Source organism: Geodermatophilus sp. SYSU D00705, from assembly GCF_054050135.1.
Window position 1 is genome coordinate 19,679 of the sequence record NZ_JBJGYT010000033.1, and the last position, 25,790, is coordinate 45,468.

26 protein-coding genes and 1 pseudogene are annotated in these 25,790 nt (G+C 73.8%); 11 read left to right on the top strand and 16 right to left on the bottom strand.

All coding sequences use genetic code 11. The features are described from left to right. Positions 1-124: 124 nt before the first annotated feature. From ACI78Q_RS19675 to ACI78Q_RS19685, 3 genes are read right to left on the bottom strand one after another with little or no spacing between them, the layout of a single operon-like run. Complete coding sequence (locus ACI78Q_RS19675; protein WP_456925132.1) at positions 125-787, bottom strand: hypothetical protein; 663 nt, start codon at positions 785-787, stop codon at positions 125-127. Further along, positions 787-1,269, bottom strand: a complete 483-nt coding sequence (locus tag ACI78Q_RS19680) for a hypothetical protein (protein ID WP_456925133.1) — start codon at positions 1,267-1,269, stop codon at positions 787-789. The genes ACI78Q_RS19675 and ACI78Q_RS19680 overlap by 1 nt, the downstream gene beginning before the upstream one ends. Continuing rightward, positions 1,266-3,716 (bottom strand): molybdopterin oxidoreductase family protein, encoded by a 2,451-nt coding sequence (locus tag ACI78Q_RS19685; RefSeq protein ID WP_456925134.1) that lies wholly within the window; start codon positions 3,714-3,716, stop codon positions 1,266-1,268. Before ACI78Q_RS19685 ends, ACI78Q_RS19680 begins: the two co-directional genes overlap by 4 nt. 130 nt (positions 3,717-3,846) lie before the next feature. Between ACI78Q_RS19685 and ACI78Q_RS19690 the strand changes: the two genes are divergently transcribed. Beyond that, a complete protein-coding gene (locus ACI78Q_RS19690) occupies positions 3,847-4,254 on the top strand; it encodes a four-helix bundle copper-binding protein (protein ID WP_456925135.1) in 408 nt (135 codons plus the stop codon). Between the two features lie 47 nt (positions 4,255-4,301). Here the strand turns inward: ACI78Q_RS19690 and ACI78Q_RS19695 are convergent, their stop codons facing one another. The 8 genes and pseudogenes from ACI78Q_RS19695 to ACI78Q_RS19730 form a co-directional block, all read right to left on the bottom strand. Then, positions 4,302-5,405, bottom strand: a complete 1,104-nt coding sequence (locus tag ACI78Q_RS19695) for an NAD(P)-dependent alcohol dehydrogenase (protein ID WP_456925136.1) — start codon at positions 5,403-5,405, stop codon at positions 4,302-4,304. Positions 5,406-5,430: 25 nt separating this feature from the next. Further along, complete coding sequence (locus tag ACI78Q_RS19700; protein WP_456925156.1) at positions 5,431-6,273, bottom strand: IclR family transcriptional regulator; 843 nt, start codon at positions 6,271-6,273, stop codon at positions 5,431-5,433. Continuing rightward, positions 6,270-7,256: pseudogene (locus tag ACI78Q_RS19705) on the bottom strand (PDR/VanB family oxidoreductase); the annotation flags it as partial. The gene ACI78Q_RS19700 and the pseudogene ACI78Q_RS19705, both read right to left, overlap by 4 nt. 48 nt (positions 7,257-7,304) lie before the next feature. Beyond that, positions 7,305-7,622, bottom strand: coding sequence for a hypothetical protein (locus ACI78Q_RS19710; RefSeq protein WP_456925137.1), 318 nt, complete (start codon positions 7,620-7,622; stop codon positions 7,305-7,307). Further along, on the bottom strand, positions 7,619-8,692 hold the full coding sequence (locus ACI78Q_RS19715) for an aromatic ring-hydroxylating dioxygenase subunit alpha (RefSeq protein ID WP_456925138.1): 1,074 nt from the start codon (positions 8,690-8,692) through the stop codon (positions 7,619-7,621). The genes ACI78Q_RS19710 and ACI78Q_RS19715 overlap by 4 nt, the downstream gene beginning before the upstream one ends. 94 nt (positions 8,693-8,786) lie before the next feature. Then, positions 8,787-10,025, bottom strand: coding sequence for an MFS transporter (locus ACI78Q_RS19720; protein ID WP_456925139.1), 1,239 nt, complete (start codon positions 10,023-10,025; stop codon positions 8,787-8,789). Between the two features lie 9 nt (positions 10,026-10,034). Continuing rightward, the gene (locus ACI78Q_RS19725; RefSeq protein WP_456925140.1) at positions 10,035-11,009 is read right to left on the bottom strand and encodes an ABC transporter substrate-binding protein; all 975 of its coding nucleotides are present in this window, start codon (positions 11,007-11,009) and stop codon (positions 10,035-10,037) included. Between the two features lie 94 nt (positions 11,010-11,103). Next, positions 11,104-11,559 carry a MarR family winged helix-turn-helix transcriptional regulator gene (locus tag ACI78Q_RS19730; protein ID WP_456925141.1) on the bottom strand — a complete coding sequence of 152 codons (456 nt, stop codon included), beginning with the start codon at positions 11,557-11,559 and terminating at the stop codon, positions 11,104-11,106. 70 nt (positions 11,560-11,629) lie between these two features. Between ACI78Q_RS19730 and ACI78Q_RS19735 the strand changes: the two genes are divergently transcribed. Together ACI78Q_RS19735 and ACI78Q_RS19740 are read left to right on the top strand one after the other, a co-directional pair. Continuing rightward, on the top strand, positions 11,630-12,493 hold the full coding sequence (locus tag ACI78Q_RS19735) for an amidohydrolase family protein (RefSeq protein WP_456925142.1): 864 nt from the start codon (positions 11,630-11,632) through the stop codon (positions 12,491-12,493). Then, positions 12,490-14,019 (top strand): acyl-CoA synthetase, encoded by a 1,530-nt coding sequence (locus tag ACI78Q_RS19740; RefSeq protein WP_456925143.1) that lies wholly within the window; start codon positions 12,490-12,492, stop codon positions 14,017-14,019. The genes ACI78Q_RS19735 and ACI78Q_RS19740 overlap by 4 nt, the downstream gene beginning before the upstream one ends. A gap of 109 nt (positions 14,020-14,128) precedes the next feature. Here the strand turns inward: ACI78Q_RS19740 and ACI78Q_RS19745 are convergent, their stop codons facing one another. After that, positions 14,129-14,920, bottom strand: a complete 792-nt coding sequence (locus ACI78Q_RS19745) for a putative hydro-lyase (protein WP_456925144.1) — start codon at positions 14,918-14,920, stop codon at positions 14,129-14,131. A gap of 60 nt (positions 14,921-14,980) precedes the next feature. Here ACI78Q_RS19745 and ACI78Q_RS19750 point away from each other — a divergent pair, with 60 nt between their 5' ends. The 5 genes from ACI78Q_RS19750 (at position 14,981) to ACI78Q_RS19770 (ending at position 19,093) form a co-directional block, all read left to right on the top strand. Further along, positions 14,981-15,742 (top strand): LamB/YcsF family protein, encoded by a 762-nt coding sequence (locus ACI78Q_RS19750; protein ID WP_456925145.1) that lies wholly within the window; start codon positions 14,981-14,983, stop codon positions 15,740-15,742. Beyond that, complete coding sequence (locus ACI78Q_RS19755; RefSeq protein ID WP_456925146.1) at positions 15,742-16,353, top strand: 5-oxoprolinase subunit B family protein; 612 nt, start codon at positions 15,742-15,744, stop codon at positions 16,351-16,353. The genes ACI78Q_RS19750 and ACI78Q_RS19755 overlap by 1 nt, the downstream gene beginning before the upstream one ends. Then, positions 16,350-17,207 carry a 5-oxoprolinase subunit C family protein gene (locus tag ACI78Q_RS19760; RefSeq protein ID WP_456925147.1) on the top strand — a complete coding sequence of 286 codons (858 nt, stop codon included), beginning with the start codon at positions 16,350-16,352 and terminating at the stop codon, positions 17,205-17,207. The genes ACI78Q_RS19755 and ACI78Q_RS19760 overlap by 4 nt, the downstream gene beginning before the upstream one ends. Positions 17,208-17,220: 13 nt before the next feature. Beyond that, positions 17,221-17,988 (top strand): IclR family transcriptional regulator, encoded by a 768-nt coding sequence (locus ACI78Q_RS19765; RefSeq protein WP_456925148.1) that lies wholly within the window; start codon positions 17,221-17,223, stop codon positions 17,986-17,988. A gap of 115 nt (positions 17,989-18,103) precedes the next feature. Further along, positions 18,104-19,093, top strand: coding sequence for an ABC transporter substrate-binding protein (locus tag ACI78Q_RS19770; protein ID WP_456925149.1), 990 nt, complete (start codon positions 18,104-18,106; stop codon positions 19,091-19,093). 250 nt (positions 19,094-19,343) lie between these two features. On the opposite strand, the gene ACI78Q_RS19775 is transcribed toward ACI78Q_RS19770, so the two are convergent. From ACI78Q_RS19775 to ACI78Q_RS19790, 4 genes are all read right to left on the bottom strand, one after another. After that, the gene (locus ACI78Q_RS19775; RefSeq protein ID WP_456925150.1) at positions 19,344-20,555 is read right to left on the bottom strand and encodes a cytochrome P450; all 1,212 of its coding nucleotides are present in this window, start codon (positions 20,553-20,555) and stop codon (positions 19,344-19,346) included. A 162-nt stretch (positions 20,556-20,717) separates the two neighbouring features. After that, a complete protein-coding gene (locus tag ACI78Q_RS19780) occupies positions 20,718-21,533 on the bottom strand; it encodes an ABC transporter ATP-binding protein (protein ID WP_456925151.1) in 816 nt (271 codons plus the stop codon). A 49-nt stretch (positions 21,534-21,582) separates the two neighbouring features. Beyond that, complete coding sequence (locus ACI78Q_RS19785) at positions 21,583-22,356, bottom strand: ABC transporter permease (RefSeq protein WP_456925152.1); 774 nt, start codon at positions 22,354-22,356, stop codon at positions 21,583-21,585. Further along, positions 22,356-23,216 carry an ABC transporter permease gene (locus ACI78Q_RS19790; protein WP_456925153.1) on the bottom strand — a complete coding sequence of 287 codons (861 nt, stop codon included), beginning with the start codon at positions 23,214-23,216 and terminating at the stop codon, positions 22,356-22,358. Before ACI78Q_RS19790 ends, ACI78Q_RS19785 begins: the two co-directional genes overlap by 1 nt. 372 nt (positions 23,217-23,588) lie before the next feature. On the opposite strand from ACI78Q_RS19790, the gene ACI78Q_RS19795 reads away from it, so the two are divergent. From ACI78Q_RS19795 to ACI78Q_RS19805, 3 genes are all read left to right on the top strand, one after another. Beyond that, positions 23,589-24,398 (top strand): IclR family transcriptional regulator domain-containing protein, encoded by an 810-nt coding sequence (locus ACI78Q_RS19795; protein ID WP_456925154.1) that lies wholly within the window; start codon positions 23,589-23,591, stop codon positions 24,396-24,398. Further along, positions 24,395-25,636, top strand: a complete 1,242-nt coding sequence (locus tag ACI78Q_RS19800; RefSeq protein ID WP_456925155.1) for an MFS transporter — start codon at positions 24,395-24,397, stop codon at positions 25,634-25,636. The genes ACI78Q_RS19795 and ACI78Q_RS19800 overlap by 4 nt, the downstream gene beginning before the upstream one ends. Before the next feature lie 29 nt (positions 25,637-25,665). Next, positions 25,666-25,790 (top strand): CoA-transferase (locus ACI78Q_RS19805; RefSeq protein ID WP_456923886.1); only part of this gene is annotated, 125 nt, incomplete at its 3' end.

Here is a 25,790-nt window from a genome sequence, read left to right on the forward strand (position 1 = left end):
CGGTCAGCGCAGCTGCACCGGCCCCGCGTCGATCGGCGTCCGGAAGAAGGACGTAGGGACGGCGCCGCTGGTCCTCCCCCGCGCGGTAGCCGTCCTGCCTTCCGCCGCCACGCCTGCGACGAGGTCACAGCTGCGGGCGGATCCCGGCCTCGGCGGCCAGGTCGCGCGGCTCCAGCGGGCCCTCGCCCGCCAGGGCGGCGCGTCCGGCGGCGCGCCGGCCGAGCGGCAGCACGGTGCGGCCCTCACTGCCCTCCAGTTCCAGCGCGAGCGCCGCGTACAGCGCCAGCACCCCCAGCGCGAGCCCGACCCAGCCGGCTGCCGCCTGCCACGCCGCCGAGCCCGTGAGCTCGTAGGTCCCCGTGACGGCGAAGCGGATCCCGGCCAGGCACATGACCGCCGCTGGTACGAGCTTGCCGGCCGCGGCGGACACGGCCGGCACCTGCATGGCCAGTCCGGCGGTCAGCAGCAGGACGCCGAGGCCGGCACTGGTCGCCCCTGGCGGCGAGGTCAGCGTCGCGAGGGCGACCGTGGCCCACGTGCCGGTCAGCACGCCCATGCCCGTGGCGGCGACCGGATCACGGGCGAGGAAGCCGACGAGGGCGGCGGTGAGCTGCAGTGGCACGGTGGCCGCCAGGGCGGTCAAGCCGGCGATGCGGCCCTGGTCCGGCGTGACCCAGCCGAGCTGGACGGCAGCGAAGACGACCGTCGCCAGGGCGAGCGCGAGGAAGCCCAGCGGGAGAGGCGTGGCAACCGGGCGCAGGACGACGCGGGTCTGGGGCTCCCCCATCAGCTCACCAGGGCCTGGGTCGCGGACTCCTTGAGCTTGGCGTTCGCCCAGCGCATCTGCCGCAGCGTGTCGGGGTGGCAGCGCTCCGCCAGCGCCAGCAGCTCCCGCTTGCGCGCGCCCTGGGCAGCCTGGGCGAGCAGCTCCCAGTCCAGCGACACCCCGGCGGCCTCCCGGTGGACGTGGCGCAGGTCGGCCAGCAGCAGGAGACCCGGCTCGGGGCGCCGGCCGAGCAGGTCCGAGGTGGCCTGCTGGACCCGCTCCAGGATCCCCGGCTCGCCCACCGGCTCCGGATCGAGGTCGAGGCCGAAGTCGGCGCCGATGCGGGCCAGCTCGGTGACGTGCCGGCCGGACCACCGGGCGATGTCGCGGGCCACGTAGAACACCTCGTGGTCGGCCTTGTGCCGGTCGGAGACCGCCAGCAGCACCCGGTGCAGGTGGTTCTCCGAGCGGTGCAACTCCTCGATCGCCAGGTGGAGCTTCACCCGGCCACCTCCTGTTCGGTCGCGAGCGCGGCCTCGCCGCCGCGGGTCGGCGGCACGTCCCCGGTGACCGGCCGGGAGCCGGTCGTCGTGGGCGCGGGCGCGGGTCCCCCCGTCCCACGCTCGAGCAGCCCCACCTGCGCCGCCGCCGTCTTGAAGACGGGTTGCTTCGAGCAGGCGTCCCAGTCGGTGAGGGTGAGCTCGTTGGCCGCCCGTCCGGTGCCCTCCGGCTCGTGACCGCCCGGCCCGTCCCAGTACCCGTAGTGGAACGGGAGGAACAGCACTCCGGGGCGGATGCCGCTGATCCGCAGCCGCACGACCACCCTGCCCCGCGGCGTGGTCACCTCCAGCAGGTCGCCCTCGGCCCAGCCACGGTCGGCGGCGTCGGAGGCGGCCATCTCCACCCACACCTCCGGAGCGGCGGCCTGCAGCTGCGGCGCGCGGCCGGTCTTGGTGCGGGTGTGGAAGTGGTACAGCGTCCGGCCGGTGATCAGCTGGAACGGGAACTCCTGGCTCGGCAGCTCGTGCGGCGGCAGGTACTCGGCGGCCTTGAGGACCGCCCTGCCCGACGGGTTGAGCGCCCGGTACTCCGTCTCGTCCAGGGGCGCCCCGGTGACCAGGTCGCGGCCGTAGCTCTCGCAGTGGTCGGGGTCGGCCCAGAACCGGCCGTGGGCGTAGAGGCGTTCGGTGCCGTCCGGGTGCTGCTCGGTGACCGGCCACTGGATGCCGCTGCCTCCGCGCAGCTTGTCGTAGCTGAGCCCGGTGTAGTCGCAGGGCCGGCCGCGGGAGCACTCCTTCCAGCCCTCGAAGGCTCCCTCCGGGTCGGTCCACTTCACCAGCGGGGCGCCGTCCTCGTCCCGCAGGCCGAGGCGGTGCGCGAAGTCGATGAGGATGTCCAGGTCGGGCCGGGCCTCGCCGGGCGGGTCGACGGCCTTCTCCGACAGGTGGACCGTGCGGTCGACGTTGGTGAAGGTGCCGGTCTTCTCCCCCCAGGTCGCCGCGGGCAGGACGACGTCGGCCAGCTGCGCGGTCTCGGACAGGAAGATGTCCTGCACGACGAGGAACAGCCGCTCCTGGCTCAGCAGCTCGCGCACCCGGCGCAGTTCCGGCAGCGACACCACCGGGTTGGTGGCGGTGACGTAGAAGAACCGGATCGACCCCTCTTCGATGTAGCGCAGCTGCTGCATCACGTGGGTGGGCGGTGAGTAGTGCGGGATGTCCATCGGGTCGACGTTCCACACCCGCGCCAGGTCCTGGACGTGTGACTCGTTGGACCAGTTGCGGAACGCCGGCAGGTCGCCGTCCGCCCCGGCCTCCCGGGTGTTCTGCGCGGTCGGTTGGCCGTTCATCTGCAGGATCCCGCACCCAGGCCTGCCCAGCATCCCGCGCAGGATGTGCACGTTGTTGACCTGCACGGCGGCCGCGGTGGCCTGGTGTGACTGGTAGAAGCCCTGCAGCACGGTGGACACCAGCCGCTCGGCCTGCCCGATAACGCGCGCGGCCTCGCGGATCTGCCCCACCGGGACGTCGCAGACCTCGGCGGCCACCTCGGGGGTGTAGTCGGCCACCCGCTTCTCGAGCTCGGCGAAGCCGACGGCGTGGGCGTCCACGTACGCCCGGTCGATCCAGCCGTTGCCGACGATCTCGTGCAGCAGGGCGTTCATCAGCATCACGTTCGTCCCCGGGCGGGGCGCCAGGTGCACGGTCGCCGCCCGGGCCACCGGGGTCTCCCGCGGGTCGACGCAGACGACCGCGGGCGGGTTCGGGCCGGCCAGCCGGTCGAGCACCCGGGTCCACAGCACCGTCTGGGTCTCGGCCATGTTGTGCCCGTACAGGGCGATGACGTCCGCGGAGTCGATGTCGGTGTAGGAGCCGGGCTGCCCGTCGCAGGCGAAGGACTCCTTGAGCGCCGCGGCCGCCGTGGCGGTGCACAGCCGGGTGTTGCCGTCGACGTGGTTGGTGCCGATCCCGCCGTGCGCGATCAGCCCGAGGGTGTAGTACTCCTCGAGGAACAGCTGCCCGGTCGTGTAGAACGCGATCGAGCTCGGGCCGAGTTCGTCGAGCAGCTGGCGGCAGCGGCCGGCGACGGCGTCCATCGCGGTGTCCCAGTCGGTCTCCACCAGCTCGCCGTCCCGCCGGACGAGCGGCCGGGTGAGCCGGTCGGGTGAGTTGTTGGCCTGCCACCCGAACAGGTCCTTGGGTCCCAACCGGCCGTGGTTCACCCGGTCCACCGCCCGGCCGCGGACGCCGACGATCCGGCCGTCCTTCACCGCGATGTCCAGGCCGTCGCCGTTGCTGTGCAGGATCGTCGCCGACTGCACCCACCGGTCGACGTCGTCCTCGGTCAGGCCGTCGTCGAGGTAGGAGTCCACCCGCGTCGGCCAGGTCTCCCCCGGCCCGTACGGCGCCCGCGTCCCCCATGGCTCGGCGATCCGGTCGATGCGTGACATGACCGTTGCCCTACCCGACTCGCGCCGCTGCTCCCCCGCTGCGCACATGACGGGTTCGTGACGGCGGGCGTGCCCGTCGGTGTCCCGGGTAGGGGCCCGGCTCGCCCTGCTCCACGTCGAGAGGACAGCCATGACCGTCGTCGACCGGATGCTCGACACGTACCCGCAGGACCTCGGCGCGATCGACCGGGAGCGGCTGCGGGCCTGCATCGAGGCGTGCGTCGAGTGCGCCCAGGCCTGCACCGCCTGCGCCGACGCATGCCTGGGCGAGGAGATGGTCGCCGAGCTCCGGACGTGCATCCGCACCGACCTCGACTGCGCCGACGTCTGCGACACGACCGGGCGCGTGCTGTCGCGCCACACCGGCTACGACGCGAACCTGACCCGCGCGGTGCTGGAGGCGTGCGCGGTCGCGTGCCGAGCGTGCGGAGACGAGTGTGCCCGCCACGCGGAGATGCACGAGCACTGCCGCGTCTGCGCCGAGGTGTGCCGCCGCTGTGAGCAGGCCTGCCGCGACCTCATCGCGTCCCTCGGGTGACCCGCGCCCCGGGGCAGGGACGGTGCGGCCCCTGCCCCGGGCGCCGATCACTCCGGCATGCGGAGGACGGGCTTGACGACGGCGCCGCTGTAGGAGGCCTCGACGGCGTCCTCGATGCGGTCGAGCGGGAAGTACTCGACGAGGCGGTCGAAGGGGAACCGGCCCTGGGCGTACAGCTCCATGAGCGCGGCGATCAGCACCTGGCCGTGCCCGCTGCCGCCGAGCGTGCCGCGGATCGTCTTGCCCCACAGCGTGGTCATGTGGTCGGCGCTGAACTCCGCCCCCGCCGGCGCCCCGCCGATGAGCAGCGCCGTGCCGAGCATGCCGACCGAGTCGATGGCCTGGCGGATGACGGGGAGGGCGCCGGTGCAGTCCAGCGCCGCGTCGGCCGGGCCGCCGCAGATGTCGGTCACCGCCTGCACCGCGTCGGTGTCGGTGGCGTCGACGACGTGCGTGGCGCCGAGGTCGGTGGCCAGCCGCAACCGGGAGGCGTGCCGGTCGACGGCGATGATCGTCGTCGCCGCGGAGCTGTGGGCGGCCATCACCGCGGCCAGCCCCACGGTGCCGGCACCGTAGACGACGATCGAGCTGCCCGGCTCCGGGCGGAGGGTGTTGAGCACCGCACCCGCCCCGGTGGCCAGGCCGCAGGCGAGCGGGCCCATGAGCTCCACCGGCAGCCCGGCGGGGATCGGCACCAGCGACGACGCGGTCGTCATCGAGTAGGTGGCGAACGACGACTGGCCGAAGAAGTGGCTGGCCAGCGGCTTGCCGTCCCGCGTGCGCAGCGCGGAGGCACCGCCGAGCCGGGTGCCGCCGCCGACGAGCTCGCCCGTGCGCAGGCAGTAGCGCGGCTGACCGGCCAGGCAGTTGCGGCAGTCGCCGCAGTACGGCCAGCCGAGGACGACGGCCTGGCCCTCCCGGACGCCGGTGACGCCCTCGCCGACCGCGACCACCGTGCCGGCGCCCTCGTGGCCGAGCACGCCCGGCAGCGGGAAGGGCAGGTCGCCGTCGCGGGCGATGCCGTCGGTGTGGCAGAAGCCGGTGGCCGCCACCTTCACCAGCACGTCGCCGGGACCTGGCTCGTCGATCTCGACGTCCTGGATGACGAACGGGCCGTGCAACTCCTCGACGACGGCAGCGGTGATCTCCACGCGGGTTCCTCTCAGCAGGGTGGGTTCAGCGGACCTCGTCGGCTGCGGACGCCGGTGTCCCCACCGGCCACCCGCCGCCGGCGGACTGGGTGAGCACCCGGGAGATGCCGCGTGCGGCGGCCCGGACGCCGGGGGTGACCGCGCGGACGGCGGCCGCGGAGTCACCGGGGACCACGACCGACAGCGCCGCCACGACGCCGTCCGGGCCCACGATGGGCGCGGCCACCGAGACCGCGTCCTTGGTGACCTGCCGGTCGCTGACCGCCACGCCGGTGCGCCGCACCTCGGCGAGCACCCGCCGCAGCTGGCGCGGATCGGTGATGGTGTGCGGGGTGTAGCGCTTGAGCGGGGCGGCCAGCACCCGCTCCTGGACCTCCAGCGGCGCGTGCGCGAGGAGCACCAGGCCCACCCCGGTCGGCGGCAGCGCGAACCGGCCGCCGACCTGGGTGAGCACCATGACCGCGTCACGGGCGGCGAAGCGCTCGACGTAGAGCACCTCGACGTCCTCGCGCACGGCCAGCTGCACGTTCTGGTGGGTGACCTCGTAGAGGTCCTCCATGAACGGCAGCGCGGCCTCCCGCAGCGCGAGGCCGCGGGGAGCCAGCGCGCCGAGCTCGAACAGCCGCAGCCCGACCCGGAAGCGGCCGTCGGCGTCCCGCTCGAGGCCGCCCCAGCGGCGCAGCTCGGCGACCAGCCGGTGCGCGGTGGACAGCGGCACGTCCACGATGCGGGCGATCTCGGACAGGGTGAGCGCCGGCCGCTCGCGGGTGAACGCGTCGAGGACGGCGAGCAGCTTGCCGCCCGACGTCCGTGCCCGGGCCGCGGCCCCGGCGACGGCGTCGACGTCGGGCGTACGGACCGGTGTCAGAGCTCCAGCACCAGCTTGGGGCAGGCCGCCCGGGACACGCAGATGAACATCGTGTCGTTCGCCTCCTGCTCCGCCGGGGTCAGCAGGGAGTCGCGGTGGTCGACCTCGCCTTCCAGCACCGGCGTCTCGCACGTGCCGCACGTCCCCTCCTGACACGAGGACAGCACCGGCACGCCGGCCTCCTCGACCACCTCGAGGATCGACTTGTCCGGGGGCACGGTGAGGGTCATGCCGCTGGTCGCCAGCTCGACCTCGAAGGCGCCCTGGAGCAGCGGCTCGCCGAACTCCTTGGGGCTGAACCGCTCCACGTGCAGCGCATCCTGGGGCCAGGTGGCGCACTGCTTCTCGACCGCCTGCAGCAGCGGCTCGGGCCCGCAGCAGTACACGAGGGTGTCCGGCTTCGCGGTGCCGAGGATCGCCTCGAGGTCGATCAGGCCGACCTCGTCCTGCGGGTGCAGGGTGACGTGGGTGCCGGTGAGCTCCTCCAGGGACTCGAGGAACGACATCGACCGGCGGCTGCGCCCGCCGTAGTGCAGCTCCCACTCCGCGCCGGCGGCCTGGGCCGCGGCCATCATCGGCAGGATCGGGGTGATCCCGATGCCGCCGGCGATGAACACGTAGCGCGGCGCGGGAACCAGCGGGAAGTTGTTGCGCGGCCCGCGGACGTCGATCTCGACGCCCTCGGTCAGCTCGTCGTGCACGTACGCCGAGCCGCCGCGGCCCTCGGGCTCACGCAGCACCCCGATCCGCCAGACCGACCGGTCGTCGGGGTCGCCGCACAGCGAGTACTGGCGGGTGAGCCCGTTGGGCAGCTCGAGGTCGAGGTGGGCCCCCGGGGCCCAGGCGGGCAGGTCGGCACCGGAGGGGTCGCGGAGCTCGAGGACGACGACACCCTCGGCCCCCTCGGTGCGGGACGCGACCTGCAGCCGCAGGTCCACCTCGTCGTGCGTGCTGTGCACGGTGTCACTCCGTTCGATGTAGGCAGGCGACGTCCCCGGCCCGCCGTGGTGGCGGACCGGGGACGGGGGTGCTCAGACCAGGACCGGTGTCCGTGTCCGGATGATGGACGGATCGGTCACCCGGTGTGCCGGCGGGGGTGGGAGCACGTCGGGCAACGGGGTCACCGTCGGTCCGCCGGCGGGGTGGTTCGGATGGGCGAGCAGCCACTCCCACATCTCGATCGGGTCCTCCCCCTCGGCCTCGGCTCCGCAGTGGCACAGGCCCCGCAGCCGGTCGGAGCCGGGCAGCCAGTTGATCCGCAACACCTTCTCACCGACGAGGACCTCGCGCGGCGGGGGCAGGGTCATGCCGTTCCCTCCGGTGCCGTTGCTGCCGTTGGCCGAGCTCACCGGGCGGTCGCCGCCGGCTGCTCGACCGGGGTGCCGGAGGCCTCGGCGGCCATGGCGGCGATCAGCCGGCGGGCGGCCAGACCACCGGTGTCGATGTTGATCGACAGCTCCTGGTAGCCGTCCGGCTCACCGGTCAGGACCTGCTCGAGCACGTCGAGGGCGGTGACGTCCTGCAGGACGACGGTGCGGTTGTTCTCGCGCAGGAAGTCCGACACCTCCTCGTCGTCGAGGGCGAAGTCGCGCGCGACGGCCCAGAAGTCGTGGGTGGAGTTCTCGGTCTCCGGGGTGATCGCGTAGACGACCTCGACGTGGAAGGCGTCCGGGTCGGTGCCGTCCTCGTTGGGCAGCACGCCGACCGGGGCGATCCGGCTGTGCAGCTTGTAGAGGCACGGCGGGGTGAACTCGATGTCCTGCCAGCGGGTGATGCGGCCCTGGATGCCGGTGCTCTTGGAGTAGAAGGGCGGGCACTCCGCATCGGCCATGTGCCGGCTGACGTAGACGATGCCGGCCTCCTCGTCGACCTCCGTGGTGATCGGCGTCTCGGCGACCTCGGGGGTGCCGATGTACCCGCCGTGCAGGTAGGTCTCGTGGGAGAGGTCCATGAGGTTGTCGATCAGCAGGCTGGCGCGGGCCTTGAGGGGCTCCATGCCGCTGACGACGGTCCAGCCCTCCTGGTCCAGCCACGGCACCCGCGGGATCCGGGTGCTCTCGGCCCTGTCCGGGTCACCGATGAAGACCCAGACGAAGGAGTCCTGCTCCACGACGGGGTAGGACTTCAGCCGCGCGGTGCGCGGGACGCGCTTCTGGCCGGGGACGGCGACGCAGACACCGTCGGCGCCGTAGGTGAAGCCGTGGTACCCGCAGACGACGGTGTCGCCGTTGAGGTGGCTGGGCTTCTCCGACAGCGGGAACCGGCGGTGCACGCAGCGGTCGCTCATCGCGGTGACCTGTCCGGCCTCGGTCCGCCAGAACAGGATCGACTCACCGCAGATGGTGCGGCTGAACAGCTCGCGACCGATCTCGCGGCCGTACGCGGCCACGTACCACTGGTTCTGGACGATCGACGTCATGCATGCCTCCAGGCTCGGGCTCCACAGCTCATACCCACGGTGACCGCCATCACCCGGCCCCGGATAGCCGACTTCCACATTGTGGAAGTCGATGTCAGCCGACCGTCCTCGGGCGGCCGGCCAGCGCCGCCGCCACCGTGAGCACGGCGGCCACCACCAGCAGGAGGGCCAGGGGCGCGGCCCACCCGCCGGTGGCCGCGTACACCGCGCCCACCACCAGCGGCCCGGTGGCGCCCACGCCGTAACCGACCAGCTGCGCCATGCCCGACAGCCGACGGGCCGCGGCGTCGTCGGCGGAGCGCAGCACCAGGACGGTGAAGGCGAACGCGATGCCCGCACCCTGGGTGACGCCGCCCAGCGCCGCCCAGAGGACCCAGAGACCGGGGGCGATCCAGAGCCCCAGCACCAGCACGGCCCAGGACGCCGCGACGACGACACCCAGGCCGCTCTGTCCCTCCCGGGACCGCCGGGCGAGGACGGCCGGCACCAGCAGGCTCCCGGCGATGCCCAGGACCTGGAACAGGGCGGCGGCCACCGCCCCGGGCCGCAGCCCCCGGCCCAGCTCGTCGAGCAGCAGCGTCGGCAGCCAGGCGGTGATCGCGTAGTAGAGGACCGACTGGAGGGCGAGCACGGTGGCCACCGCCCACGCGACCGGCGAGCGCCAGACCGGGGCGGCCGACACCGCCGGAGCCGTCAGCGGCCCGCTCTCGGCGTGCGCCCCGTCCCCCCGCCGGCGGGTGGCGAGCACCCAGAGGACTGCGGCCGCGACCGCGAGGGCCGCCCACGCGGCCAGCGCCGTCCGCCAGTCGGTGAGGGCGGCCAGCGGCGCGGTGAGCGCGGCCGTCAGGGCCGCCCCGGCGCACAGGGCCGCGGTGTAGAGCCCGGTGACCGTCCCGGCCCGCGCGCCGAACTCCCGCTTGGTGACGGCGGGGAGCAGCACGTTGCCCAGCGTCATGCCGGCGCCGACGACGGAGGTCCCCACCAGCAGCAGCGGGGCGCCGTCGACCGCGCGCAGCACCGTGCCGGCGGCGATCGCGAGGAGACCGGCGCACACCGCCGCCTCGGCGCCCATCCGCCGGCCGAGCCAGGCGGCCGGCGGCGCCAGGACGGCGAAGCACAGCACCGGCAGCGTGGTGACCAGGCCCGCCAGCGTCGGCGAGAGGCCGAGCTCGGCGCGCATCTCCGGCAGCACCGGCGAGACCGCGGCGATCGCGCCGCGCATGTTCAGGCCGGCCAGCAGGACGGCGGCCAGCAGCAGGCCGCCCGGGGCGCGGGACGGCCGCAGGCCCGCCCGGGAGTCCGGACGGGCCTGCGACAGGGGTTCCGAGGGCACCCCTGAGAACTACTCCTGCGGGAGGAGACCGTCGAGGTCGGGGTCGTTGTCGAGCAGGCCGGCCTCGACCATGAGCTGGGCCATCTGCTCGAGCTGCTCGCGGCGCAGGTCGGTGCCGAACTCCTCGATCCCCACCTCCGCCAGCGCCCCGGCAGGAGTCTGGAGGAACTCCTCGGCCTCGGTGCGGACCGCGTCGGGGTTGGCGTCGGCCCACTCGAGGGTCTCCTCGAGGGCGGCGGTGAAGTCCTCGACCAGCTGCGGGTCGGACTCGGCCAGCTGGCCGGAGGTGAAGAACAGCTGGGTCGGGTGACCGGGCACCGACTCCTGGCTGGAGTAGCTGGCCAGCGGGTGCCCGGACGACAGCAGCTGGGACAGGAAGGGCTCGGGCACCCAGACCGCGTCGACGTTGCCGGCGTCCAGGGCCGCGGGCATGTCGGGGAAGCCCAGCTCGACGTACTGGATGCCCGACGGGTCGCCACCGTCGTTGCGCACCGCCTCGTCGATGGTCAGCTGCCCCATGCCGTTCAGGGTGTTGACCGCGATCCGCTTCCCGGCCAGGCCGGCCGCGGAGGTGATGCCGGAGTTCGTGCCGGCGACGACGCCGTTGACGTCCTCGCCCTCGGCGTGGGTGGAGGTCCAGTGGCCGATGACCCGGACGTCGAGGCCCTGGTCGCGGGCCTGCAGCAGGGAGACCGGGTTGCTGGTCGCGAACTCCATCTGGCCGGAGGCGACCGCCGGCAGCAGCGCGGCGCCGCCCTGGCCGGTCTCGATGGTGACCTCGATGCCGTGGTCCTCGAAGAAGCCCTGCTCGATGCCGCCCTGCAGCGCGCCGGTCACCGCCACGGGGAGCAGGCCGGCGGTCACCTGGCGCAGCTCCCCGCTGCCGCCGGCCGAGCCACCCGAGGCGGCCTCCTCGTCGCCTCCCCCACAGGCGGCGAGGACCAGCGTCGACGCGGCCAGCAGGGGCACCCACTTGCGGAGCATTGCGTTCTCCCAGACTAGAAATCGGTGACAACCTCAACGGTTGACATTCGGGATGATGCACGTCACAGGGTCCGGGGACAAGTCCCCACCCCGATCAACCGGGCACCGTCGGCTGCGCGGCCCGCACCAGCCGCCCCAGCAGCCCCCGCAGCTGGTTGCGCTCGTCGTCACTGAGCTCCTGCAACTGCTCGGCGTGCGCGGCGGCCGCGGCCCGCTGGGCCGACGCGCGGGCCGCGCGCCCGGCCGCGGTGGCGCAGACGAGCTTGGCCCGCCGGTCGGTCGTCGAGGGACGCCGCTCGACCAGGCCGGCGGTGGTCAGCTCGTCGACGAGGAGGACCACCTGGCTCGGGTCCAGGCCGAGCGCCTCGGCGAGGTCCCGCTGCGACATGCCGTCCCTGGAGTCGCAGGCGAGCAGCAGGGCGGAGTAGGAACGCACCCGCAGCCCGTGGTCGGCGAGCGCGGCGTTCGTGGCGCGGACGAGCAGGGCACTGGCGCGCGTGAGCAGGTACCCGACGTCGTCGGTGAGCGTGTCGTCCATGAGGACCTCCATCGTTGACGTCCTCCACGATAACGGCTTAGCGTCGTGCGTCACACTCCCTCTCTCGCGCCTGGAGCCAGCCGTGGACCTCTCGACCCTGGTCGCCATCGACGTGCACGTGCACGTCGAGCAGGACCTGCACGGGCACCTGTCGATGGACGACGAGCTGCTGGACGCCGCGGCCGCCTACTTCAAGGGCGAGCCGCACCACCCGACCGTGCCCGAGATCGCCGAGCACTACCGGGCGCAGCAGATGGCCGCCGTCGTGTTCACCGTCGACAGCGAGCTGGCCACCGGGCACCCCACGCTGTCCAACGAGGAGATCGCCGACGCCGCCGCGGCCCACCCCGACGTGCTCATCCCGTTCGGCTCGATCGACCCGGCCCGGGGGCGCTCCGGCGTCCGGCTGGCCCGGAAGCTGGTCACCGAGCACGGGGTGCGCGGGTTCAAGTTCCACCCGTCGATCCAGGCCTTCGAGCCCAACGACCGGCGCGTCTACCCCCTGTACGAGGAGCTGGAGAGCCTCGGCGTCCCGGCGCTGTTCCACACCGGCCAGACCGGCATCGGCTCGGGCCTGCCGGGCGGGCGCGGCATCAAGCTGCGCTACTCCGACCCGATGCTGCTCGACGACGTCGCGGCCGACTTCCCTGGTCTGACGATCATCATGGCCCACCCCTCGGTGCCGTGGCAGGACGCCGCGATCTCCGTCGCCCAGCACAAGGCCAACGTCTACATCGACCTGTCCGGCTGGTCGCCGAAGTACTTCCCGCCGCAGCTGGTCCGCGCGGCCAACACGCTGCTGAAGAAGAAGGTCCTGTTCGGCTCGGACTACCCGCTGATCAGCCCCGAGCGCTGGATCCGCGACTTCGAGGCGCTGGAGATCCGTGACGAGGTCCGCCCGCTGGTCATGAAGGAGAACGCGATCCGGGCGCTGGGGCTGCGGTGAGGAACGCCGGGCTCGGCTCCTGGCCGGAGCGCCGGCTGCGCATCTCCCCCGACCGCGACGCGGTCTGGTTCGAGGGGACGACGACCTCCCACCGCGGGTTCGCCGACCGCGTCCGCCGCACCGCCGGCGCGCTGGCCGCCCTCGGCGTGCGCTCCGGCGACCGGGTCGCGTGGACCGGCACCAACCACCCCTCGGCGCTGGAGACCCTCTACGCCTGCGGCCAGCTGGGTGCCGTGTGGGTCCCGGTCAACGCCCGGCTGACCGCCCCCGAGGCGCAGTACGTGCTGGAGCACTCCGGCGCCTCGGTCGTGGTGCACGGCCGCGACCACGGCGAGCTGGCCGACGCCCTGCACGACCGGCTGCCCGGCGTCGGCGCGTGGATCGCCGCCGAGCCGCCGGTCGCCGGGGGCGCCGGCTCGCTGCCCTACGAGGAGCTGCTCGCGCACAGCTCGCCGGAGGCCCGCGACGAGCCGGTCGCGCTCGACGACCCGTGCCTGGTCATGTACACCTCGGGCACCACCGGCCGGCCCAAGGGCGCGGTGCTCACCCACGGCAACATGACGTGGAACGCGACCAACCAGCTGCTCGGCTTCGACTTCGCCGCCGACGAGCGCACCCTGGCCCTGGCCCCGCTGTTCCACATCGGCGGGCTCAACGGCACGGTCAACCCGACCCTGCTGCGCGGTGGCTGCGCGGTGATCGTGCGGCGGTTCGACCCGGCCGGCACGTTGCAGGTCATCGAGGAGCAGCGGGTCACCTCGTTCTTCGCCGTCCCCACGATGCTCGACGCGATGAGCCGCGAGCCGGGCTTCGCCGGCCGCGACCTGTCCTCGCTGCGCTCGATCGGCGCCGCCGGCGCCGCGGTGCCCCTGCCGACGCTGCGCACCTGGCTGGACCGCGGCGTCACGATGCAGCAGGCCTACGGCATGACCGAGGCCGCACCCGGCTGCACGGTCCTCGACTCCGCCGACGCCGAGCGCAAGGTGGGCTCGGCCGGCAAGCCGGTGTTCTTCACCGACGTCAAGGTAGTGCGCCCCGACGGCACCGACGCCGACGTCGACGAGATCGGCGAGGTCGTCGTCTCCGGTCCCAACGTCATGGCCGGCTACTGGGAGGACCCCGAGCAGACCGCCGCCGTGCTGCGCGACGGCTGGTACCACACCGGGGACGCCGGGTCGCTGGACGCCGAGGGCTTCCTCTACATCCGCGACCGCTACAAGGACATGATCATTTCCGGCGGGGAGAACGTGTACCCGGCCGAGGTGGAGTCGGCCCTGCTCGAGCTGCCCGGCGTGGTGGAGGCCGCGGTCATCGGCGTCCCCGACCCGCGGTGGGGTGAGGTCGGGATGGCGGTCGTCGTCCCGGCGCCCGGCGCGGACCGGGACGCCGAGGCGGTCCGGACCGCGCTGCGGGAGCGGCTGGCCGGCTTCAAGGTGCCCAGGCACGTGGAGTTCGTCGACGAGCTGCCCAAGACCGCGACCGGGAAGATCCGCAAGCCCGAGCTGCGGGAGCGGTTCCCCGGCTGAGGGCTCACCCCGGTCAGTCGCGAGTGGGCAGTTGCCGTCGTCGACGCGTGCCGACACGCCGCCTGCGATGACGACAACTGCACACTCGGCCGGCTCGCCGGCTGAGGGCTCACAGCCGGCGGTAGGCGGCGTCCGGGACGTCGGTGACGAACATGTGGCCGGGCGCGTGGGTGATCGCGAACGGCGGGCGGGAGGCCATGAGCGCCGCCTGCGGGGTGACCCCGCACGCCCAGTACACCGGGACGTCGCCGGGGGCGGCATCGACCGGGTCCCCGAAGTCCGGGTGGCCGAGGTCGGCGATGCCCAGCGCCTCGGGCGGCCCGACGTGCACCGGCGCGCCGTGGACCTGCGGCATGCGGGCGGTCACCTGCACCGCGGTGGTCACCAGCTCGCCCGGGACCGGCCGCATGGTGACCACCAGCGGCCCGGACAGCCGCCCGGCCGGCCGGCAGGCGCGGTCCGTGCGGTACATCGACACGTTGCGGCCCTGCTCGATGTTGCGCACCGGGACGCCGGCGTCCAGCAGCGCGGCCTCGAAGCTGAAGCTGCAGCCGACGAGGAAGGCGACCAGGTCGTCGGTCCACAGGCCGGCCACGTCGGTCGGCTCGTCGGCCAGCTCGCCGTCCCGCCACACCCGGTAGCGCGGCAGGTCGGTGCGCAGGTCGGCGCCGGGCGCGAGGGCGGTGCGCGGCGACCCGGCGTCGGTGACGTCGAGCAGCGGCACCGGCTGCGGGTTGCGCTGGGCGAACAGCAGGAAGTCGTAGGCCCAGTCGCGGGGCAGCACCACCAGGTTGGCCTGGGTGAACCCCGGCGCCAGCCCCGAGGTGGGCACCGCCGCCCCGTCCCGGCAGGCCGCCCGGACCTCGGCCGGGCCGGCCGCGGACACCGTCTGCTGCGTCATGGCGCCATGCTGCCCCCCGGGAGGCGTCTCGACCGGTCGTCGCGCCGTCCGGCCAGCAGGATGGACCCCGTGGACCTCAACTCCGACCTCGGTGAGGGCTTCGGCCAGTGGCAGCTCGGGGACGACGACGCGCTGCTCGGCATCGTCACCAGCGCCAACGTCGCCTGCGGCTTCCACGCGAGCGACCCGACGATCATGCGGCGGGTCTGCGCGCGGGCCGTCGAGGCCGGCGTGGCGATCGGCGCCCAGGTCTCCTACCGCGACCTGGCCGGCTTCGGCCGCCGGTTCATGGACGTCGAGCCCGACGAGCTGACCGCCGACGTCCTGTACCAGCTCGGCGCGCTGGAGGCCTTCGCCCGGGTCGCCGGCGGGCGGGTGCGCTACGTCAAACCGCACGGCGCGCTGTACAACGCGATCGTGCGCCACGAGGAGCAGGCGGCCGCGGTGGTGCGGGCCGTCGTCGAGTACGACCGCACGCTGCCGGTCCTGGGCCTGCCCGGGTCGGCGTGGCTGCGGCTGGCGGAGGAGGCGGGCCTGACCGCCGTCCGCGAGGCCTTCGCCGACCGGGCCTACACCCCCGAGGGGGCGCTGGTCTCCCGCCGGCTGGCCGGCGCGGTGCTGCACGACCCCGACGAGATCGCCGCCCGCTGCGTCGCCATGGCTCGCGGGGAGCCCATCCGCGACGTCCAGGGCGACCCGCTGCTGGTCCGTCCGGACTCGATCTGCGTGCACGGCGACACCCCGGGCGCGGTGGCGATCGCGCGGCGGGTCCGGGCGGCCCTCACCGACGCCGGCGTCGAGCCGGCGCCGTTCACGGGCTGATGCGCGTCCTGCCGAGCGGCTCCACCGCGCTGCTGGTCGAGCTCGCCGACCTCGACGAGGTGCTCGGGCTGTACACCGCGCTCACCGACGAGCCGGTGGACGGCGTGGTCGACGTCGTCCCCGCGGCCCGCACCGTGCTGCTGGTCGTCGACCCGGCACGGACCACCCTCGGCGCCGTCGAGCGGGCGGTGCGCGGCCGCCGTCCACGGGCGGACCGCGCCGGGCACGCCGAGCACGTCGAGCTGCCGGTGGTCTACGACGGGGAGGACCTCGCCGACGTCGCGGCGCACCTCGGCGTCACGCCCGACGAGGTGGTGCGCCGGCACACCGGCACCGGGTGGACGGTGGCCTTCTGCGGCTTCGCCCCCGGCTTCGGCTACTGCACCCCCGACGGGGAGCCGTGGCACGTGCCGCGCCGGGAGTCCCCCCGCACCCGGGTGCCGGCCGGGGCGGTCGCCCTGGCCGGGGAGTTCAGCGGCGTCTACCCGCGGGAGTCCCCCGGCGGCTGGCAACTGATCGGCCGCACCGACGTGCCGGTGTTCGACCTGTCCCGCGACCCCGCGGCGCTGCTGCGCCCCGGGGTGCGGGTGCGGTTCGTGGCGGCGTCGTGAGCCGGGCGCTGACGGTGCTGGCCCCCGGCCCGCTCACGACCGTGCAGGACGCCGGCCGGCCGGGGCAGGGCGCACTGGGCATCGGCCGCTCCGGGGTGTGCGACCGGGGCGCGGCGGCCCTCGCCAACCGGCTGGTCGGCAACGCCCCGGACGCCGCGGTGCTCGAGGTGACCCTCGGCGGGCTGGCCCTGCGCGCCGACACCGACCTGCTGGTCGCCACCACCGGCGCGCGCTGCCCCGGCTCCCCAGCGCACAACGCCCCCCACCGGCTGGCGGCGGGCGACGAGCTGCGGCTGGGCCTGCCCGCGACCGGCCTGCGCACCTACCTCGCCGTCCGCGGCGGGATCGCGGTCGAGCCGGTGCTGGGCAGCCGCGCCACCGACCTGCTCTCGGGGCTGGGCCCGCCCGTGCTCACCGCCGGCGACGTCCTGCCCGTCGGGGAGGCGGGCGGGCCGCTGCCCGGGGTCGACCTCGCCCCCGTCGCCGACCCGCCCGGCGGCGAGGTGACCGTGCGGGTGCTGCCCGGTCCGCGCACCGACTGGTTCACCGAGGACGCCGTCGCGGTGCTGACCGGCACCACCTGGACGGTCACCGGGGAGAGCAACCGGATCGGGCTGCGCCTCGACGGGCCGCCGCTGGAACGCGTGCGCACCGGTGAGCTGGCCAGCGAGGGCATGGTCCGCGGCGCGCTGCAGGTGCCGCCGTCCGGCCTGCCGGTGCTCTTCCTCGCCGACGGCCCGGTCACCGGCGGCTACCCGGTGGTCGGCTACGTCGACGACGCCGACGTCGACCGCTGCGGGCAGCTGCGACCGGGGCAGGCCCTGCGGTTCCGGGGAGCGCCTCTCGGCAGATGAGACACTGCCCTGCGTGGGGCGGGTCAAGACCGGGGAGTCGGTGCTGTCCCGGGCGATCCGCATCTTCGACGCCTTCTCCCCCGAGGAGAAGGTGCTCCAGGTGTCGGAGATCGCCCGGCGCACCGACCTGCACGTGGCCACCGCCTCCCGGCTCATCGCCGAGCTGGTCTCCCACGGGCTGCTGGAGCGGGGCCCCGACCGCGAGGTCCGGGTCGGCGTGCGGATGTGGGAGCTGGCCTCCCGGGCCTCGCTGACCCTCTCCCTCCGGGACGCCGCCATGCCCTACCTGGAGGACCTGCACGCCGTGGTCGGCCACCACGCGCAGCTCGGGGTCCGCGACGGCGACGACGTCCTGTTCCTCGAGCGGCTGTCGGCGCGCGACGCGGTCGTCAACTTCTCCCGCATCGCCGGCCGGCTGCCGCTGCACATCTCCTCCTCTGGCCTGGTCCTCCTCGCCTACGGCCCGCCGGAGCTGCAGGAGCGCATCGTGTCCCGGCCGCTGGAGCCGCACACCCCGGACACGATCACCACCCCGCAGCGGCTGCGGGCGACGCTCGCCGACGTCCGCCGGCAGGGCTACGTGATCACCCCGGGGCACGTGCACCCGGACGCCACCGGGGTCGCCGTGCCGGTGCGCAACGGCCTGCAGGAGGTGGTGGCCGCGCTCTCGGTGATCGTGCCCAACGACGGCCGGGCCGCCGCCCAGGTGCCGGCCCTGCTCGCCGCGGCGCGCGGGGTGACCCGGTCGCTGTCGGCGGGGCCGCAGGCCGGGCTGCGCTGAGACGGCGACTCTCACTCTTCGAGAGGACACTGGGAGCGGCTGTGACGGGGATCGCATGATCCCCGTCACGTCCGCAGGCGGCCGTCGCCTGCGGAGCACCGAAGGGAGCCCCTCCTTGACCGCTGCGCCCGCACCCACCGGACGCCGTGTCCCCCGCCGCCTCACCGGCCTCGCGCTCGGCTGCGTCGCCACCCTCGCGCTGGCCGCGTGCGGCTCCGACGACGAGGGCGGCACCGCCTCCGGTGGCGGGGAGGGCCCGGCCCAGCTGACGGTCGGCTACTTCCCGCTGGTGCACACCGCCAGCGCCGTCCACGCCGACGAGGCCGGGCTGTTCGAGGAGCAGGACCTCGACGTCACGCTGGAGCAGACCTCCGGCGGCGCCCAGGCGATCCCGTCACTGATCGCCGGGGAGTACGACATCACCTACGGCAACTACACCTCGGCGCTGCTGGCCGCCCAGCAGGGGCTGCCCGTGCAGATCATCGCCGGCAACGACGTCGGCGCCGAGGACCACGCGATCATGGTCACGGCCGACTCCCCCTACCAGTCCGCCGCGGACCTGGCCGGGGCCCGCATCGCGGTGAACAACCTGCAGAACATCGGCACCGTCGCGGTCAACGCGGTCCTGGAGGACGCCGGCGTCGACATCTCCACCATCCAGTTCGTCGAGCTGCCCCTGCCGGACATGGCCGCCGCCCTCGACTCCGGGGACGTCGACGCCATCTGGCAGGTCGAGCCGTTCCAGGCGGCGGCCAAGGCCAGCGGGGCCCGCGTGCTGTTCCCGCTGTTCAGCGGCCCGGTCGAGGACATGCCCGTCGCCGGCTGGCTGACCACCGCGCAGTACGCCGAGGAGAACCCGGAGGTCATCGAGAGCTTCCGGACGGCGATGGCGGCGTCCATGGAGCAGCTGCAGGGCAACCGCGAGGAGCTGGTCCAGCTGGTGCCCACCTACAGCCAGGTGCCGGCCGAGGTGGTCGAGCAGGTGGAGCTGCCGGAGTGGGACGCCGAGGTCGACGCCGAGCAGCTGCAGAAGATGAGCGACCTGATGCTCGAGTACGGGATCATCAGCGAGGAGTTCGACGTCGAGACGATGATCGCGGAGTAGCCCCCTCCTCACGACGACGCGGCCCCGGGGGGATCTCCCTCCGGGGCCGCCGCCGTGTGGGCTCGGGCCGGCGTGGGTTCGGCAGCGGGATGACGTCGAGGTGGGAGAAGACGTCGGGCACCTCACCGGACTCCGGTGCGGCCGAGGTCCCGCGGTGTCCTCCACGCTCGTGCGGCGCTGCGGTGCCGCACGAGCGTGCGCAACACCGTGAGAGCCCTCGTTCCACCCGCGAGTCACCTCGCTGTCGAACTCACGCCGGCGTGACGCGGACCGGCACGCTCCCCCAGCCCTTGAGGGTGTTGTTGAGCTTCGGCACCGGGTCGCCGGCCGGCTCGAGGGCGCGGGCCCGCTCGGCGAGAGCGGTGAGCACCAGCTCGGTCTCCAGCCGGGCCACCGGCTGGCCGACGCACTGGTGGATGCCCATGCCGAAGGCGACGTGGCCCGCGGCGCGGCGGCCGATGTCGAGGACGTCGGCGTCCTCGCCCCACTGGCGCGGGTCGCGGTTGGCCGAGCCCAGGAACAGCAGCACCTTGGTGCCCTCGGGGATGACCGTCCCGGCGACCTCCACCTCGCGGGAGGTGGTGCGGAAGAAGGTCTGCACCGGGGACTCCCAGCGCAGCGCCTCGTCGAAGGCGAACTTGGCCTTGGCAGGGGTCGCGTGCAGCTGCGCCCACTGGTCGGGGTGCCGGGACAGGCCGTAGAGGGTGTTGGTGATGCCGTAGACGGTGGTGTCCACCCCGGCGGTCAGCAGTGAGCGGACCAGCATGGGCGCCTGCTCGTGGCTGATCTCGCCGCGGTCGGCGGCCTCCCAGATCAGCGCGCCGAAGCCGCCGGGGGCGAGGTTCTCCCGCTGGCACTGCTCCCAGATCCAGGCCTGCACGGGCGCGGCCGTGGCCAGCGCGTTGCGGCGCAGCTCGTTGTCCGGGCCGAAGGCGTTGAACGCCAGGCCGCCGTAGGGCAGCAGGTTCTCCCGGCCCGCCTCGGGCAGCCCCACGGCGTCGGGGAACACCCGCAGCGGGTAGACCTCGGCCAGGTCGGCCACCACGTCGAAAGTGCCCTGCTCGACCAGCCGGTCGGCGATCTCCGCGGCGGGGGCGGCGAACCGGTCCCGCAGCGCCCGCATGCCGCGGGGGGAGATGACGCCGTTCATCGCCGTCCGGACGACGGTGTGGTCCGGCGGGTCGGCCTCCAGCAGCAGGCTCGGCGGCCGCCAGGGCTTCTCCTTGGCGAAGTCGGCCAGCCCCGCACCGCGACTGGACACGAACGTCTCCCAGTCCACGAGGGAGGCCTTCACGTGCTCGAAGCGGCCCATCGCGTAGATGCCGTAGCGCTCGAGGTACACGACCGGGCCGGCGTCGCGCAGGCGGCGGTGGAAGTCGTAGGGATCGGTCAGCACCTCGGTGCCGAACGGGTCGTCGTCCAGCACGGGGACGTCGGTGGTGGGCGGGCTGTCGACGGTCACGGGGCACTCCGGTGCGGCTCGGGGGTCGCGGCTGCGTCCAGCGTGACCGCCGTCACCGGGCTCCCCCAGCCCTCTCTCGACCAATGAGAGGAGCGCACCGGGGGAACGCGCCGGCCCCCGCCCACCAGGGGTGGACGGGGGCCGGTGCGGGTGCGCTCGGGCTCAGCTCTGGCCGATGACCGCCGGAGCGTGCGGGTCGACCGCGCCGGGGGTCTCCTCCTTCGGCCGGTGGATCTGCTCGAAGACCCGGGCACGCAGTTCGGCGAACCGCGGGGAGGACCGGGTGTGCAACTGGTTGCGCTCGTCGGGCAGGTCGATGGCGACGTCGTCGCGGATGACCGTGGGCGAGCTGGACAGCACGATCACCCGCTGCCCGAGGTAGACCGACTCGTCGATGTCGTGCGTGACGAAGAGGGTGGTCACCTTGAAGCGGTGCCACAGGTCGCGGACGAGGTCCTCGAGGTCCGCGCGGGTCTGCGCGTCGACCGCGGCGAACGGCTCGTCCATGAGCAGCACCTGCGGCTCGTAGGCGATCGCGCGGGCGATCGCGACGCGCTGCTGCATGCCGCCGGACAGCTGCCACGGGTAGGCGGTGTGCACGTCTGCCAGGCCGACCGCCGCGATCGACTCGTCGACGAGCTCCTTGCGGCGGGCGGCCGGGACCTTCTTCTGCTTGAGCGGCAGTTCGACGTTCTCCCGGATGCTCATCCAGGGGAACAGGCTGCGCCCGTACTCCTGGAAGACGATGGCCATGCCCGGCGGCGGGCCGTCGACCCGCTTGCCGTTCAGGAGGACCTCGCCGGCCGTGGGGTCCAGCAGCCCGGACATGATCTTGAGCAGGGTCGTCTTGCCGGAGCCGGACGGTCCCACGAGGCAGGCGAACTCGCCCTCCTGCAGCGTGAAGGTCAGGTTGCGCACGGCCTCGACGGTGCGCGACTTGCCCTCGTACACCTTCTTGACGCCGTTCACCTCGAGCATCGTGTTGCGCCTTCCGATCGGGGGTTCAGGAACAGGGTCTGCACGGCCGTCATCCCGCGCGCTGGGCGCGGCGCAGGCCGTGGTACCAGGCCAGCCAGCGGTTCTCGACGAGGCGGAACAGGAGGGACAGCAGGAAGCCGAGCAGGCCGAGCATGATCATGCCCGCCCACATCTCCGGGATGGCGAAGCTGCGCTGGGCCTGGACGATCGCGAAGCCCAGGCCGTCGCTGGCCGCGAACAACTCGCTGATGACCATCAGGATGATCGCGACCGACAGGCCCTGGCGCAGACCGGCGGCCATCTGCGGGCTGGCCGCCGGCAGGATCAGGTTCCGCAGCCGGGCCGCACCGGAGATTCGGTAGGTCCGAGCGGTGTCGGACAGCACGCTGTCGACGGCCCGCACACCCTCGGCGGTGTTCAGCAGGATCGGCCACATGCAGCCGAAGGCGATCACCACGATCTTCATGGTGTTCTCGATGCCGAAGATCAGCATCAGGATCGGCACGATGACCGGCGGCGGGATGGCCCGGAAGAACTCGAGAACCGGCTCGAGCAGGTCGCGCAGCCGCTTGTAGGTGCCGATCAGCACGCCGAGGGTGATCCCGATCAGCGCGGCCAGGAAGTAGCCGGCCGCCAGCCGCAGCAGGCTCGGCAGGACGTCGTCGGCCAGTCGTGGTCCGAACCACTCCGCGACCAGGCTGTCGATGATCTTCGACAGCGGCGGGAAGTAGAAGTTCGTGCTGTTCGCCGACGTCACCCACCACAGGGCGAACAGGACGAGGGGCAGGCCGAGGGCGAAGCCAAGGCGCCGGAGGATTGCCATCAGAGCGCCACCTCTGCTCGCTGGGACGGGTGCCAACTGAGGGTCCGTCGCTCGATGTACCGGAAGACCAGGTTGACGATCACGCCGAGGATGCCGGAGACGACCACGAGGGCGTAGGTGGCCTCGATCGCGCCACTGCTCTGCGCGACTGCGATCCGGTTGCCGATGCCCGGGTTGCCGATGACCAGCTCGGACGTCACGGCCAGGATCAGCGCGACCGCGGCCGACAGTCGCAGCCCGGTCATGATGTAGGGCAGCGCGGTCGGCCAGATGACGTACCGGATGCGGGCGACGAGCGGGAAGCGGTAGGCCCGCGCGGTGTCCGCCGCGACCGGGTCGACGTCCTGCACGCCGTAGAGCACCTGGATGAGCACCGGCCAGAACGAGGCGTAGACGACCAGCAGGAGCTTGCTCTCGATCGCGGTGCCGAACAGCAGCACCGCCAGCGGGATCAGGGCCACCGACGGGATGGGCCGGAGGAACTCGATGGTCGAGGCGGTCAGCTCGCGCAGGAAGTGGGAGCTGCCGATGACGATGCCGAGGACCACGCCGGCGACCGCGGCGATGACCAGGCCCAGGGCCCAGCCGTAGATGGTGTCCAGCAGCGCCGTCCAGAAGGCGGGATCGGCGAGCTGGTCGAGCAGCGCGGCACCGATCTCCGACGACGTCGGGAAGAACTGGTGGGGCAGGACGCCGATGCGGGGCAGGATCTCGAAGAGCAGGACGAGGCCCACCAGGCCGATGGTGCCGAGCAGGACCGGCGAGCTGCCGTACGAGCGGCGGGCCGGTGGCTTGGGGGCGACGCCGGCGGCCGCGTTGTCGGCGGCCGGCTCGTAGACGGTGACGGGGGACTCGGTCACGACAGGAAGCCCTCCAGGTCCGGGGTGTGGTCGCAGTGTGCGCCCTCTGGGGCTCCGCGGCCTCCGGCGGCACCGCCGTCGGCGTCGGGCCCGCCGCGCGCGGCGGGGAGCAACAGGGGGCCCGCCGCGAGGGCGGTGACCGGTCGGCGCATGGAGGCTCCACGGTGAGTCGGACGGGTGGCTTGTGTTCGCAGCGCGAACCACTGTTCTTCCTGAGAACGGAAACAGGTGACCCCACTCACCGTCAAGCGCGGCACCGTGGCCGTGACCACGCCGTGATCGCCTGTAACCGACGCTTGCCGAACAGCGGTTCACTCTGCGCACAATGTCCCACAGACGCGACCGGCGTCACAGCCTTCAGGAGGAACTGCGTTGGAGACCGCCGAGGAGCAGGCCGCCCTGCCGGCGCGCGACAGTACCTTCGTGCAGTCGCTCGACCGAGGACTGGCCGTGATCCGCGCCTTCGACGCCGAGCACCCGCGCCTGAACCTCTCCGACGTCGCGCGGGCCACCGGCCTGACCCGCGCCGCGGCCCGCCGCTTCCTGCTGACCCTGGTCCAGCTGGGCTACGTCCGGGTGGACGGCCGCGAGTTCTCCCTCCGGCCACGGGTGCTGGAGCTCGGGTACTCATACCTGTCCGGTCTCACGCTGCCGGAGGTCGCCGAGCCGCACCTGGAGACGCTCGTGTCGCGGGTGCACGAGTCCTCGTCGCTGTCGGTGCTCGACGGCGACGACATCGTCTACGTGGCCCGGGTCCCCACGAAGCGGATCATGACCGTCCTCATCGCCGTCGGCACCCGCTTCCCCGCGCACGCCACGTCGATGGGCCGGGTGCTGCTGTCCGGCCTGCCCCACGACGAGCTCGCCGCCTACCTGCAGCGCGCGGTGTTCACGCGCTTCACCGAGCACACCGTCACCGACCCGGTCGAGCTGCGGGCCGCCGTCGAGCTCGTCCGCCGGCAGGGCTACGCCGTCGTCGACCAGGAGCTGGAGCACGGCCTGCGGTCGGCCGCCGCGCCGGTCCGGGACGCCGACGGCGAGGTCGTCGCCGCCCTCAACGTCTCCGTCCACGCCAGCCGGACGTCGATGGCGGAGCTGGAGCACGAGCTGGTCCCGACCCTGCTGGAGACGGCGCAGGACATCGAGCTGGACCTCAAGCGCACCCGGCGTCCCGGGTCGTGACCCCGCCCGCACCCGGCCGCCGTCCCCGCCCCTGGTGGGTGTGGCTCGCCCCCGCCGCCGTCCTGGTCCTCATGGCGCTGTGCCTGCGGGCGCCGTTCGCCGCCGTCGGCCCGCTCCTCGGCGAGCTCAGCGAGGAGCTCGCCGTCTCGACCTCGGCCCTGGCGGTCCTGACCGCGCTGCCGCTGATCTGCTTCGGCCTGCTCTCCCCCACCGTCCCGGCACTCGCGGCGCGCCTCGGTGTGCACCGCGCCGTCCTGGCCGGGGCCCTCCTGCTCACCGCCGGCGTGGCCCTGCGGCTGGCCGGCACCTGGGGCCTGTTCGCGGGCACCGTCCTGCTCAGCGGCGGGATCGCGGTGGTCAACGTGCTGCTGCCCGCGGCGGTCCGTGCGGAGTACGGGCCGCGCAGCGCCCCGGTCCTGGGCGCGACGACGGCCTCGATGGCCCTGTCGGCCAGCTTCGGTGCGGGCCTGGCCCAGCCGATGGCCACCGCCGCCGGCAGCGCGGTCGCGGGCCTCGCGCTGTGGCTGGTCCCGGTGGTGGCCGCCACCGCGTGCGTCGGCGTGCTCGCCGCGCGCCGGCGCCGGCCTCCGGGCTCCGCGGCCACCCGGCTGCCGGTCGTCGCCGTCCTCCGGGACAGGGTGGCCATCGCGGTCACCGTGTTCTTCGGCCTCCAGTCGCTGTCGTTCTACGCGATGCTCACCTGGATGGCCGACGTCCTCGAGGACGACGCCCGCGTCACGGCCGTGGGTGCCGGCGCCATCGTCGCCGCCGCGGCCGCGCTCGGCGCCCCGTGCGCGCTCGTCGTCCCCCCGCTGGCCGCCCGGCGGCCGAGCCAGGTCCCCTGGGTGATCGGCGGCTCGCTGCCGACCGCGGTCGGGATCGTCGGCCTGCTGCTGGCACCCACCGCGGCCCCCGTGCTGTGGGCGGTCCTCTACGGCCTCGGCACCGGCCTGTGCTTCCCGCTGGCGATGACGCTGGTCCTGGTGCGCACGCGGGACGTCGCCCAGACCGGCCGGCTGTCGGCCGCCGCGCAGAGCGCCGGGTACCTGCTGGCCGCCACCGGCCCGCTGGCCGTCGGCCTGCTGCACGACGCGCTCGGCGGGTGGCGGCCCGGACTGGTCCTGCTGCTGGTGCTGCTGGGCCTCCAGATGGCCGCCGGGGTGTACGCCGGCCGGCCGCGCCTGGTCACCGAGAGATCGCCGGTGGCGGCCGAGGAGCCGGCCACCGCACGACCCTGAGCGAGCGGGACACCGACGAGGAGGAGCGCATGGACAAGGTGGTGGAGAGTGCGGCCGCGGCGGTGGCCGACATCCCGGACGGTGCGGTGCTGGCCGTGGGCGGGTTCGGGTTGTGCGGGATCCCGTACGCGCTGATCGACGCGCTCCTGGAGCG